The organism is Chryseobacterium sp. MYb328 (assembly GCF_037572595.1).
GTDB classification, from domain to species: Bacteria; Bacteroidota; Bacteroidia; order Flavobacteriales; family Weeksellaceae; genus Chryseobacterium; species Chryseobacterium pennae.
The window spans coordinates 46,362-59,313 of sequence record NZ_JBBGZQ010000005.1 but is presented as its reverse complement, the minus strand read 5'-3'; the positions used below and the strand labels follow the sequence as shown (position 1 = coordinate 59,313).

The window sequence follows — 12,952 nt, the reverse complement described above, 5'->3', positions numbered from 1 at the left end:
CAAAATGACGAATCTGAAATAATATAAAATAGAGATTCTTCCTTCGTCAGAATGACAATACTGCTTTACTTTATAAACTAGTCCTTTTGTCTTTCGGTCAATTAAGCTTTTTCCAGTAATACCAAACTATGATCGCTACCTGCCAAATGATTGTAAAGAAGAATATTCTTCACTTTTTCTTTTCTCTCTGTATTAATCATCATTACTTCCGGGATCTGCTGATCCTTAAGAATATGACATGCTATAAATGTAGAAAAACCACTTGCAGTATTGAATTCCCCACTCAAATGTTTGTAATACAATAAAGCAGAATCCTGAAAAAGATCCATAGCTTTAGTATAATAGGCATCAGAGTTTGCATCACCACTATAACCTAAAATGACAGCATCAATATCTTTTGCTGAAAGGTTGTTCTTCGTCAAAAATTTCTGTATAAAATCTGAAGTTTCTTCCAGATCTAATCCATTGCTGATTTTAATATCTGTAAGTTTTGCATAGGCGTTTTCTGTTTTATCTTTCCCCAAAACAAAAAAGCTTGCGCCTTCACCCCAAATAACTCCATTGGTTGTGGAATTCAAATAATCTGCGGGAAGGTCTGCCTCCTTTTTAACGGTATTATTCAGGCAGTAGAGTTCCATTGTTCTGTCAGTTTGTTCATCGGTAGAACCTACCAGAACATTTTCAGCTTCACCATCTTTGATCTGAACCAGTGCATCCAGGAATGAAAATTCCAGCGATGAAGACGTATTTACATAGGTGAAGTTGTAGCCATGGCACTGTAATCCCAGCGCAATCTGACCTGCAACAGTATTATGGGTAGACTGAATGAAAAATGTAGGAGTTAGAAATTCCTCATGGTTATCAATCACATTTTTCAGAAACTTTTCAGAATCCTGTGAACATCCCATTCCGGTTCCTACAATAATAGCATCCGGCTGTTCAATTTCCGCTTCTTTTAAAGCATAGTGTGAAGCTACAGAACTCATTTTTACCGTTTTGGACATTCTCCTGATCATGGCAGGTGGAATGAATTCCTTGTAATTAGGTTCTATGGCTTTAATAATCTTTACCGAGTTTTCCGGCTTAAGATTCTGAAGAATATTTTCGCTTAAAGTGTCCTGAACGGAGATACAGGATGCACTGTTGATGTATACTGTACTCATGACTTTGAGAAAATTAAGGTTGAACAGTTTCCTCCAAACCCAAATGAATTGGAAAGAACATGATTGATATTCTTCTCCTTCAGCTCAGTAACCGGAGTTAAATCAAACTCTTCCATTTTTGTTTTAAAATTCAGGTTTGGGAAGATAAGGTTATGCTGCATTGCTAAAATTGAAAATACAGCTTCAATTCCGGCAGCGGCAGCCAGTGTATGTCCTGTAAATGCTTTTGTGGAACTGAATTCAGGAACGTTATTTTCTCCAAATATCCTGATCATAGCAATTCCTTCTGATAAATCATTATTGGGAGTTGCTGTTCCATGAACATTGATATAGTCGATCTCTTCTTTTTTTAATCCTGAAGTTTTCAGTGCTTGCTGCATGGCTAAAAAGGCTCCCTGTCCGTTTTCAGAAGACGCAGTTTGGTGATGCGCATCGTTGGCATTTCCGTAACCGGAAAGATAGGCCAGCACCTTTTTGTTTTCCTTTTTTACAATTTCTTCAGACTCAAGAACTATGAAAGCAGCAGCTTCCCCAAGGTTCAGGCCTTTTCTGTCATTATCAAAAGGAGTATTGTAAGAATCGGTAAGGATCATCAGAGTATTGAAACCATTCAGGGTAAACTTTGAAAGAGAATCTGTTCCTCCAACGATCACACGGTCTAAAATTCCGTTTTTAATCAGTTTTGCCCCCATCATGATGGCATTAGCTGCAGATGAACAAGCTGTGCTGATAGTGGAAACCATGCCTTTTAATCCCAAATGACCGGCTATCGCCAATGAGGAATTTCCGGCATCATGAGCATCAATATATTTTTGCTTTTCAGGAAAGTTTTCATAGGAATAGAAGTACTTTTCAGTAATATCCATTCCGCCAACACTGGTGGAGGAGATCATTCCGGTTCTGTACCCGTTGATGTCTGATATTCCGGCACTTTCTACAGCTTCTTTGGCAGCAACCATACCTAATAAGGATGTTCTTGTGACATTGTTGTCTGCGTTAAGTTGAAGTTTTTGTACAAGTTCCTCGTTGGATAATTTTATTTCACCTGTTTTAATGGTTCCGGCATGGCGGGTTTCAAACATCTGAATATCTGAAATACCATGCTTTCCGGATTGCAATGAAATAAAATTTTCTTCCACATTGTTTCCGATGGAGGAAATGATGCCCATTCCTGTGATGGCAATTTTTTGACTCATTAATTAGTTTTCTATGAATTATTTAAACGCAATGAGCGCAAAGCTTTATTTTTCAAACTGTTTTTAAGCTCGCAAGGGCGTTTCACTTAGCCAAGAAAATACAATTAGTGTTCATTGCTAAGTGAAGCGCCTTTGCGACCGAAAATATTTCCGATGTTTAAAAAGCTCAGCGAACCTAGCGTTTGAAAAAAATTATTTTGTTCTGTTGTTTTCGATGAATTGAGCCATGGTATCGATAGATTGGAAAATTTCCTTTCCTTTCTTAGGATCAGCTAATTTTATTCCATAGTCTTTATCAAGAAGAACGATTAATTCTAAAGCATCAATAGAGTCTAATCCTAATCCACCTCCGAATAATGGATCAGTATCTTTGATTTCCTCTACAGAAACGTCTTCAAGGTTAAGGACTTCAATAATTTTGTGCTTCAATTCAGTTTTTAAGTTTTCCATAAAAAGTTTTAATTTAATAATGTACCGATATGACAGTTTATCAATGCGTTAATGATTTGTCATTGTTGCATTTTCAGATTGCCGGATGGTTACATTTTTATAAGGTTAGCAAATATACAAAAGCTTTATAATTTTCCTGAAATAATTCAACCCAGCCGCACAATACTTTATCTGCTTTTCCTGATTGAAGAATCTGTTCTGCATAATCATTTAAAAAATTTTCATCAAAATCATCGAGAACGAAGAAAGCATTCTCTGTCTGCATTTTGTGCTTAATGCTGATTTCACCTACACAGATGTTGGGTAAAGTATAAACAAAGACTGCAGGACTCGGAAAGTAATTTTCCTGAGAATTGATGCTTTCCTGGTATTTGAAATCGGTATCCAGACTGGACGACCGGTTGGCAAAAACCAATGCGGTTCTGCTGTGATCTTCATCTTCTTTTAAAATCATTTCGGCAGAGAGAAAGGCCAGTTTGCTCAGGCTATCCATTTTATGAAACTTTGGATAGTTCAGCTCTGCGTTTTTATAGGCTTCTTTAGCAAACTCCGGGAATATATTGCTTTCGGATTCAAAAATAAGATTTCCGTCAACGGTTATCTTTGAATGTTCTATAGTACAGGTTTTTGTTTTCTTCATTAATGGTATTTCCATTTTTTAAAAATATAAAATAATTTGAAATGACAGCGAGTTGTTATGGGGTGCATTCAAATTTTTAAATATTTATTTTTTTTATCCCTTATTGGTGAAAAAAATAGTATATTCGAAAACTAAAAAACATCTATGAGAGGAAAAATTATTCTTCGGTTGGCCCTGCTATCAGTGCTGACAGTTTCTATCTATTCCTGCCGGACGGAAGATGAAGTACTTCCCAAAGAAGAGCAGGCCCAATTCAGGGCTCCTATTGAAATGTTCCTGAAATTTGAAGAGAAGGCTCAGGCTGATCCTGAATTCAGATCTCAGAACAGGCAGCAGGCATCCGCTCAAACTAACCAAAAGAATGCCTCTTACAATACCTCCCCAGTAAATATTCCTATCTCTCAGGTGAGCTATAAACTGCCATTCAGAGAAACCATAGAATCATTTTTCCAAAACAATCCTGCTTTAGGGCTGGAATTTTATAAAGATTTTGGAAATCCTTTTTATAATGTATCTACCTATACTTATGGAGATAGTTCCAAGGCTATTGCCTTTCCTATTCTCCAGGGAGATCGGGTAACGGCTTTTATTCATGGTATTGTTACTCCCAACAGAGATTATGTACAGTTTACCATTGTCCAGAATAATGATCCTGTAACGCTGAGAGTATTAGCCATTCTTCAGGATGCGGTAGATAACTTATATCCCAAAAATCCTACTCCAATGGGGAAATTTGCTAAAGAGCAAAATATTAGGGTTAACGATATCGAGGAAATCACCATCATTAAATTCAATGTTTTTTCTGGTGGCGGTGGCGGTTTCGGATATATGTTCCCTGGAAGAGAGTGGTGGAAGGACTCTCCATGGAAAGAAGCTAATGGAGCACATCTGGGCAGTGGAGGAGGAAAAGCAATGTCGGGGGATGGTTCTAAACATAAGTTTCCGGATTATCTGAATCCTGAGGATGATCCGTGTAAGAAAACAAAAAAGCTTCAGGATGATATTGCTGTTCAGCTTAAAGTAAAGGATTTGAAAAACCATATAGCAAAAGAAGGAACAAGAGGTGGAGAAAAAGGCTGGAAGTTTAATAAAGATGGAAGTCCACCTACAGAAACCACTGAAAACAATGATCATAGTGTCAACTTTGGAGATCCGTCTACCATGAATGGAGGCTATCATAGTCACCCAGGAACAGGAGTGAATATATTTTCTTCAGATGATATTTACACTTTAATAGAAATCGCAAGATATCAGAGTATAGGAAATACGGGGAATGCTTATATGGGATTGGTAGCTCCTGGTGGCATACATTATGTAATGTATTTTGATGGAAGTCATGGGGATTTGCCAGCATATGGGAGCTATAGTGAAGAACAATTGAAAAATTGGAATGATCAACAATGGGACGATTATGTAGAAAGTATATTGAATAATAACTTTTCTACTTATGAAAAATTAGAAATATTATTATTTTCTACTTTGAATAAAATGGGGGTGAAAAATAAGGTTATATTACAAAGAATAGAGGAAAAGGCAGGGGGTGTTGAAGTTTCAACAATAAATCAAAATTCAGATGGTACAATTAAGCCATCTCCATGCAAAAATTAAAACAATAATATTATGAAACAGATTATTTATATACTTATTTTCTGTGCGCTATCATGTAAGGCACAACAACAACAACAACAAATATTGCCATTAAATTATTCAGCACTAGGTTCAACTCCAAATTCATATTTTAAAGATTCAAATAACGAATTAGATTCTTTTATAGGAAGATGGCAAGGAAATTTTCAAGAAAAAACTATTACGTTACAAATATTTAAGCAAGTAAAAGTTCCAATAGAAAGATTTGGAAAACCGTTTTATAGAGATCAAATTTTTGTAAAATATGAGGTGAAAAAAGGTAATACTATATTAGAAAGTACAATGAATAAAGACTTCACAAATGATATTGGACTTTCCATAAAAGGTTCGAAAATTCAAGATAATAGCATTACACTGGTATTTTCGGGAGGTAATTGTAGCGTAGGAATAGGAATTATAACCCTAAAGATAATTAATACTACTCAATTCTCTTGGGGGTATTATCCTGGAACAACAACAAGAAATGACATTACTTGTCCTCCTGATAAAGACTACACAATTTATCTTCCAGAGACAGAGAATCTGATCTTTACAAAGCAGTAATGAGAAGTGGATGGTTTATATTGGTATTATTTACTGTGCTTTTCTGTAAGGCACAGCAAATATTTCCGCTAAATACTTATGCAGAAAACGTTCCTATTAATTCATATTTTAAAGATTTAAATAATGAATTAGATGCTTATAATGGAATATGGAACGTTTCGTTTGAAGGTAAAATGATAACCCTTCATATTTCTAAGCAAATAGAAAAACCAGTTAAGCTTTTTGGGAAAAACTTCTATAGAGATCAATTATTTGTCAGATATGAAATTAAAAAAAATGGAGTAATATCAGAAAGTACCTTAAATAAAGATTTTACAAATGACATTGGACTTTCAATAAAGAGTGCGCTTACTAAAGATAATGGTAATAGCATTATATTACTTTTTTCTGGAGGCAATTGTAGCGTAGGAATAGGAACAATCACTTTCAAGAAAATAAGTGGTACCAAATTTTCCTGGGATTATAATCCTGGGACAACGACAACAAATGACATTACTTGTCCTCCTGATAAAGACTACACAATTTATCTTCCAGAGACAGAGAATCTGATCTTTACAAAGCAGTAATGAGAAATGTATGGATCATATTTGGTTTTTTGGTTGTGTTTTCTTGCAAGGCACAACAGGTATTACCATTAAATACCTCTGATTACAGTTCACCAACAAACTCATATTTTAAAGACCTAGATAATGAATTGAGCCCATACATTGGTACTTGGAAATCAATTTTTCAAAATAAAACAATTATACTAAATATTACAAAAGAAATAAAAAGACCTTATTCTGAGTGGGGGAAAAGTTTTTTTTCAGATGTTCTTATTGTAAAATATGAAATAAAAGATTCAAATGGGAATATTTTACAAACTACTTTAAATAATACATATCATCCTAATGCAGCCATTAAAAATCTAATATTAAGTTTAGGTACAAAAGCTGATGGACAAATTGATTTACTATATGCTGGTGGAAATTGTAGTGTAGGAATTGGAGATATTATTTTCAAGAAACTAAGTTCTACTCAATTTTCATGGAACTATTATCCTGGAACCACAACAAGAAATGACATTACTTGTCCTCCTGATAAAGACTACACAATTTATCTTCCAGAGACAGAGAATCTGATCTTTACAAAGCAGTAATGAGAAATGGATGGATCATATTTGGTTTTTTGGTCGTGTTTTCTTGCAAGGCACAACAGGTATTGCCACTAAATACCTCTGGTTACAGTTCACCAACAAATTCATATTTTAAAGACTCAGATAATGAATTAGATTACTATACGGGGACTTGGACAGGGCATTTTCAAGATAAGACTATAATTTTACAGATATCAAAACAGATAAAAATCCCTATAGAAAGATTTAGAAAATCATTCTATAGGGATCAGATATTTGTTAAATATGAAATTAAAAAAAATAATGTAATACTAGAAAGTACTATTAATCATGACTTTAGTAATGACCTTAAACTTTCTATCGATGGTTCAAAGACTCAAGATAATGGTGACAAAGTTACTTTAGTTTTCGCTGGTGGAAATTGTAGTGTAGGAATAGGAACTATTGTATTAAAGAAAATAAATCCTACCCAATTTTCTTGGGGGTACTATCCTGGGACAACTACCAGAAATGATAAAGATTGCCCGCCTACCCAAGATTATACAATCTATCTTCCTGAGACAGAGAATCTGATCTTTACAAAGCAGTAATGAGAAGTGGATGGTTTATATTGGTATTATTTACTGTGCTTTTTTGTAAGGCACAGCAGGTATTACCTTTGAATAATTCTGCATCTAAATCTCCAACAAATTCATATTTTAAAGATATAAATAATGAATTAGATCCTTATATAGGCACTTGGAAAGGTGATTTTCAAGAAAAAGTAATTAAATTAAAAATAGCAAAAGAACTAAAAGTTCCCTTTGAAATGTGGGGTAAACATAATTTTAAAGACAGGCTACTTGTAAGATATGAAGTAACAAACAATCATGGTGTCGTTTTAGAGAGCTCACTAAATAATGATTTTAATATTAAGGTTAAATTACTGATTGAAGGATCTGATATTGAAAATAACTCAGTTATGTTAATCTTTGCTGGCGGAAATTGTAGTGTAGGAATAGGAAACATTGTATTAAAGAAAATAAGTTCTACACAGTTTTCCTGGGGGTATTCTCCTGGAACAACTACCAGAAATGATAAAGATTGTCCCCCGAATAGGGATTATACCATCTATCTTCCAGAGACAGAGAATCTGATCTTTACAAAGCAGTAATGAGAAGTAAATTGGTAATATTGGGTTTGTTTGTTTGTTTGTTTGTTGTGTTTTCTTGTAAGGCACAGCAAATACTTCCTTTGAATACTTCTGCTTTTGGAGCAGTTGCAAATTCATATTTTAAAGATTTAAGTAATGAAATGGAAGATGAATCTGTTGATGTAATTTTAATAAAACACTAATAAAGTAACCTCTGAAAGGCATTAATAATTAGGATTAAATCTAATAATAACTTCTTGAAAGCAGGTTCTAAATGATGAAATATGAAGCACATATTATTTATTTTATCCTTTCTATCGACTTATTTTAACTCCCAAGTTATAAAAGACACAGTTTTGGGTAAACCCAAATTTGTAAAAGAATATGTGGTTTTTTTAAATGAATCTAGTCCTTTTACTTTTATGACAAATGATAGTGAGTATGGACATGCTGTTATTATGACTCCGGATAATTTAAGAAAAAGGATGCGGGATACATGGTTTGAAACAGATTTCTGCAGATATATCAATAATGAAACTTATTATGATAAAAAGCGAAATATTATAAACGAAACATGGTATTACAGATCAGGAGAAATTGTAGACGATTACAATTATACTTATGATAGGCTAAATAGGTTAACGTCTCAAAGTAGTAGAGGATACTCAGAAAGAACATACCTTTATTTTTATGATGGAAATAGCAAAACCGCCAAATTTTCAGAATTGTATTACAAAGGAAAAGATGAGCCTATGGAAAAATATACAAATAATCTTGAAAGCTTTAAGCCCTTATTCGCTACGAAATTTGATACAATTACAAGGACGGACAGTATTTTTGCAATTACAAATGATATTTGGAAAAAAGTAGAAAAGGGATATACCATGGTTAAAGACTCTGTCTATCATAAAAAATTAAGCCAGGTGAAAATTTACAATAATCAATATAAAGTAATTGAATCAAAGACTTTTAATTATACAAGTGATTTTGAAAATAAAGAAGTCTATTTATCAGAACATTTTAAATATGATTATGATGAATTGGGAAATCTAATAAAAAGAACGAATATTGAACATGGAAAGTACCATAATTATGGTATAACTTACTATACTGTTTATACTTATACTAAAGATCAAAAGCTAGAAAAGGAAACCATATATCGTAATGATAAAGTGTGGTTTGAAACGAGATTTGAATATAATGGTAATTATATAACAAAACTTTACTATTTAGATAAATTCGGAGTGGAAGATAAAGAAGTAGAACCTGTAACAATCACCTTCAAATATACTTTTGATAAACATAAAAACTGGATAAAGATCATCAAAAATGTAGATGGAAAAGATCTGTATAAATGGATGAGAAAAATTGAATATTATTAAAAGAAAAACCACCAGAATTGGGTGGTTTTTATTATTTATATGATAGGTAGAATTAACATTTTTCCAACACAATCGCTGCATTACAGCCTCCAAAACCAGAAGCCGTTTTCAGAATATACTTTACTGTTGCTGACTGGTTTTCTCTGATAATATTCAAAGGCTCGGAGACTCCCATTTCTTCAAAGTTTTTAGAAGGAATGAGGGTGTTATGAAGAGCACTTTCCATAGAAATGATGCTTTCCAATAATCCCGAAGCCCCTAAACAATGGCCATAGAATCCTTTCATGCTGTTAAGCGGGACGTTTTGAAGATTCATTCTGCTGAATGCTATGCTTTCCATCTCATCGTTGTATACTGTTGCCGTTCCGTGGGCAGAAATAAAATCGATCTGTTCTGCGGAAACATTAGCTTCCATCATAGCATTTCTGATGCTTCCGTATAAGCCGTCTCCTGTTCTGGAAGGGCCGGAAATATGATTGGCATCATTGATGGCTGAATCTCCCAATACTTTAAATCTGAAATTTTCATTTTCAGAAGGGTCAGCAGTGATATAAACGGCGGCCGCTGCCTCACCAATATTGATCCCATTTCTGTTTTTATCGTACGGCTTGCAAGGCTCTGAACCAATAGCCTGAAATGAATTGAATCCGGAAATTACAAATTCAGAAATTTCATCTCCTGCGATTACAAAGGCATCTCTATATTTTCCTGCCTGAATCATATTCCTGGCAACAGCAACAGCCATTACCCCGGAAACACAGGCATTAGATACTACAATAGGCTCGGTTTTAAATCCGAAAAAATCAGCAATTTTCTGGGCTAATTGCGATAAATAGACACCTTCAGGCAGTTCAGTCTGATTTTTTAATAGACTGATATTCCCTTTTGTTGTAGATAGAATGAAAGCTGTCTCTTCAGAAATGTTATGTTTTTCAACAAGAGGTTTCATGCTTAAAAGCAGCATTTTTTCCAGTCTTGTGAAGTTTTGAGCAGTATTTCCGGTGAAGTTTCTGTCGAACTCTTCATCCAGTTTTTCAGAATTGATACAGGAAGCATAAAAAGCGTCCTGATTTTCTATAATCTGATGTAAAGCAACTCCTGATTGTCCTGCTAAAAGAGCTTCCCAATTAGAATCCACATCGAAGCCAAGGGGAGTTACGCAGTTGTAGTCTGTGATATAAATTTCCTTCTTCATGATAATCCCATTTTATCTTTCCAGGTTTGAAAAAACTCCGGGTTGTACAGACATAAACTTCCATTGCTGTCCAGGAATACCTGAATGGTTTCTCCACTGCATACTAATTTATTTTCCTGGTTGAAAATTTCATACTTATAAATAAGCTTAGCAGAGACAGAATTGATAAAAGTCGTTACAATCCTGAATGTTTCTCCGTATTTTAAAGGAAGAAAATGTTCACAGGTACTCTTTACAATAGGCGTTACATAGCCCGCATTCTGAATGTCAAGATAGGTAAGACCATGCTGACGTCCAAAAGCTTCTCTTCCGTCTTCAAAATACACAATGTAATGCCCATGCCAGACAATTCCCAGCGGGTCTGTCTCATTGAATCGTACTCTTACTTCTTCGGTACAGGTTAATATATTTTCGTTAGACTGCATGTTGTTTTTTAGTTGTCAGGAAATTCCAGACAATATTAATAATAAAATCGATTAAATATTATGAAGCTTTCTTTCGTAAAAAATAGAAATGGATACTGTGGCAAGATAAAATAAAAACAGGAATACCAGTTCCTTGGCAATACCTCCGATTCCGCTGTTTCTTAGAATAATATCATAATAAGCATTCAATCCCCAGTTCATAGGTGAAAATTTGGCTACCGTCTGCATGAATTCAGGCATTAAGAATACCGGAACCCAGATTCCACCGATTGCTGCCAATACTACTACAGATGTTGCTCCAAAAGGTGCAGATTGTTCCTGTGTATCAGCAATCGTTCCCAATAATACTCCAAACCCAATGGCAGCAAGGCCGGAGAATAGAGTTACTGTAATAAGCAGGACCATTTTTCCGGATACATCAAATGCCGGAAGATCCATATAAGGAAAAAGATAAATACCTACAGCTACCATCAATAAAAACTGAATGATACAGATAATAAGATATGTAAATGTCTTTCCTAAAATATGAACGAAATAAGGGGTAGGGCTTATTCTTGCTCTTACACTTGTACCCTGGCTTTTTTCCTTTACCAGATTGATGGATAGAGGAACTACGATGAAAAAGATTGCAAAAAGAGTCCAGGCAGGAACGTTATGCTGAACAGAATTCGGCATAATATCCATTTCCCCTTTTTTCGGGGTGATTTCCTTGAAGCTGATGAGGTTCTTATTCTCTTCAAGGTTTTCAGTTGTTCCCAGCTGATCCTGGAATGCTTTATAGATCTTTTTATTTTCGATCTCAAAAACCATTTTGTTCACTGAGTTCATCACCGAATTTTTGAATCCGGCATTAGTGGCAGGATCAAAATATAAATGAATCTCTTTAGCTTTCGGAGCTTCTATTTTTGTTTTTGCAGAATCGCCTTCTAAACCAAATGAGCTTACAATAGCCTGAACTTTGGAGTCGATATTAGAATTTAAATCCTTCGTAAGATCTTCAGGAATGACAATAGCCATCTGATAATCTCCTGCAAATACAGCATCCTGAGCCGATTTTTCGTTATAATTAGTCAGTAACTGGAATGTTTTACTGTTTTCCAGCTCCCCTTTTATATTTTTGGAAACCTCAGATTTGTCGTTATCAATAAAAATGATCGGAATTTTTGAACCTTCAAGATTTTTAAAGGTAGAATCCTGAATCAGGGTAATCGTTACAATCAAAAGTAATGGCATTACAAAAATAATGACGATTCCTCCGATATCTCTTTTTAGCAGAAGAATTTCCTTAATAAAGCTTCTCCACAGTTTATACAACAACATCTCTTAATTCTTTTCCGGTTAATGAAATGAAAACATCTTCAAGGTTTTCTGCATGGGTAATCTGAGAAACAAGCTCTTCGGGAGTTCCTACTGCGTGAATTCTTCCTTTATCAATAATAGCAATCTTAGTACAGAATTCTTCGGCCTCAGAAAGATGGTGGGAAGTATAAATGATGCACGTTCCGCTTTTATTCAGTTCTAAAAGGAAATCTATGATAACTTTTTTAGATTGTACATCTACTCCTACTGTAGGTTCATCCAAAAACAATACTTTCGGATTGTGAAGGGTTCCGGCGATGAGGTTGCAGCGACGCTTCATTCCTCCTGAGAATTGTCCTACCTGCTTATTTGCAAATTTTGAAAGCCCCATGATTTCCAGGGAATCATCAATGGCTCTGGTAAGTTGTTTATGCTTTAATCCGTATAAGCTGCCAAAGAACATCAGGTTTTCTTTTGCGGTAAGGGTAGGATAGAGTGCATATTCCTGTGGAACAATTCCCATAATCTGTCTGATCTTGAAATTGTCTTTTTGTGGAGACATTCCATTGATGGTAAATTGTCCTGAAGTAGGTTTTATTAACCCTGAAAGCATAGAAATCAAAGTAGTTTTCCCTGCTCCGTTGGGCCCAAGAATTCCGTAGATCTCATTTTTGTCGATATTCAAAGAGATATCATTGACAGAAAACTCGTCGGAATTTTTGTATTTCTTATATAGATTTTTAATCTCAATCATATTTTCTGCCAT

Annotated in this window: 16 protein-coding genes; 8 read left to right on the top strand and 8 right to left on the bottom strand. The window is 34.6% G+C overall.

Annotated elements, in window-relative coordinates; genetic code table 11:
* Positions 1-101: 101 nt before the first annotated feature.
* The 4 genes from WH267_RS07260 to WH267_RS07245 form a co-directional block, all read right to left on the bottom strand.
* Positions 102-1,163, bottom strand: coding sequence for a beta-ketoacyl synthase N-terminal-like domain-containing protein (locus tag WH267_RS07260; RefSeq protein WP_340006931.1), 1,062 nt, complete (start codon positions 1,161-1,163; stop codon positions 102-104).
* Positions 1,160-2,359 carry a beta-ketoacyl-[acyl-carrier-protein] synthase family protein gene (locus WH267_RS07255; protein WP_115969971.1) on the bottom strand — a complete coding sequence of 400 codons (1,200 nt, stop codon included), beginning with the start codon at positions 2,357-2,359 and terminating at the stop codon, positions 1,160-1,162. Before WH267_RS07255 ends, WH267_RS07260 begins: the two co-directional genes overlap by 4 nt.
* Positions 2,360-2,551: 192 nt before the next feature.
* The gene (locus WH267_RS07250) at positions 2,552-2,809 is read right to left on the bottom strand and encodes a phosphopantetheine-binding protein (RefSeq protein WP_089695129.1); all 258 of its coding nucleotides are present in this window, start codon (positions 2,807-2,809) and stop codon (positions 2,552-2,554) included.
* Between the two features lie 97 nt (positions 2,810-2,906).
* Positions 2,907-3,464, bottom strand: a complete 558-nt coding sequence (locus tag WH267_RS07245; protein WP_340006925.1) for a 3-oxoacyl-ACP synthase — start codon at positions 3,462-3,464, stop codon at positions 2,907-2,909.
* A gap of 129 nt (positions 3,465-3,593) precedes the next feature.
* Here WH267_RS07245 and WH267_RS07240 point away from each other — a divergent pair, with 129 nt between their 5' ends.
* From WH267_RS07240 to WH267_RS07205, 8 genes are all read left to right on the top strand, one after another.
* On the top strand, positions 3,594-5,057 hold the full coding sequence (locus WH267_RS07240; RefSeq protein ID WP_340006923.1) for a hypothetical protein: 1,464 nt from the start codon (positions 3,594-3,596) through the stop codon (positions 5,055-5,057).
* A 12-nt stretch (positions 5,058-5,069) separates the two neighbouring features.
* Positions 5,070-5,639, top strand: coding sequence for a DUF6705 family protein (locus WH267_RS07235; RefSeq protein ID WP_340006921.1), 570 nt, complete (start codon positions 5,070-5,072; stop codon positions 5,637-5,639).
* Positions 5,639-6,205, top strand: coding sequence for a DUF6705 family protein (locus WH267_RS07230; protein ID WP_340006919.1), 567 nt, complete (start codon positions 5,639-5,641; stop codon positions 6,203-6,205). Before WH267_RS07235 ends, WH267_RS07230 begins: the two co-directional genes overlap by 1 nt.
* Positions 6,205-6,777, top strand: a complete 573-nt coding sequence (locus WH267_RS07225; protein WP_340006917.1) for a DUF6705 family protein — start codon at positions 6,205-6,207, stop codon at positions 6,775-6,777. Before WH267_RS07230 ends, WH267_RS07225 begins: the two co-directional genes overlap by 1 nt.
* Positions 6,777-7,343, top strand: coding sequence for a DUF6705 family protein (locus tag WH267_RS07220; protein ID WP_340006915.1), 567 nt, complete (start codon positions 6,777-6,779; stop codon positions 7,341-7,343). Before WH267_RS07225 ends, WH267_RS07220 begins: the two co-directional genes overlap by 1 nt.
* Complete coding sequence (locus tag WH267_RS07215) at positions 7,343-7,906, top strand: DUF6705 family protein (RefSeq protein WP_340006913.1); 564 nt, start codon at positions 7,343-7,345, stop codon at positions 7,904-7,906. The genes WH267_RS07220 and WH267_RS07215 overlap by 1 nt, the downstream gene beginning before the upstream one ends.
* Positions 7,906-8,088, top strand: a complete 183-nt coding sequence (locus WH267_RS07210; RefSeq protein ID WP_340006911.1) for a hypothetical protein — start codon at positions 7,906-7,908, stop codon at positions 8,086-8,088. Before WH267_RS07215 ends, WH267_RS07210 begins: the two co-directional genes overlap by 1 nt.
* A gap of 219 nt (positions 8,089-8,307) precedes the next feature.
* Positions 8,308-9,267 (top strand): hypothetical protein, encoded by a 960-nt coding sequence (locus WH267_RS07205; protein ID WP_340006909.1) that lies wholly within the window; start codon positions 8,308-8,310, stop codon positions 9,265-9,267.
* Between the two features lie 52 nt (positions 9,268-9,319).
* On the opposite strand, the gene WH267_RS07200 is transcribed toward WH267_RS07205, so the two are convergent.
* The 4 genes from WH267_RS07200 to WH267_RS07185 are packed head-to-tail and all read right to left on the bottom strand — an operon-like array spanning position 9,320 to position 12,952.
* Positions 9,320-10,462, bottom strand: coding sequence for a beta-ketoacyl synthase N-terminal-like domain-containing protein (locus WH267_RS07200; RefSeq protein ID WP_340006907.1), 1,143 nt, complete (start codon positions 10,460-10,462; stop codon positions 9,320-9,322).
* Positions 10,459-10,887: an acyl-CoA thioesterase gene (locus WH267_RS07195; RefSeq protein ID WP_115969988.1), complete on the bottom strand. Its 429-nt coding sequence runs from the start codon at positions 10,885-10,887 to the stop codon at positions 10,459-10,461. Before WH267_RS07195 ends, WH267_RS07200 begins: the two co-directional genes overlap by 4 nt.
* A 51-nt stretch (positions 10,888-10,938) precedes the next feature.
* Entirely contained in the window at positions 10,939-12,207 is a 1,269-nt protein-coding gene (locus WH267_RS07190; protein WP_340006904.1) for an ABC transporter permease, read from the bottom strand.
* Complete coding sequence (locus tag WH267_RS07185; RefSeq protein ID WP_340006902.1) at positions 12,194-12,952, bottom strand: ABC transporter ATP-binding protein; 759 nt, start codon at positions 12,950-12,952, stop codon at positions 12,194-12,196. Before WH267_RS07185 ends, WH267_RS07190 begins: the two co-directional genes overlap by 14 nt.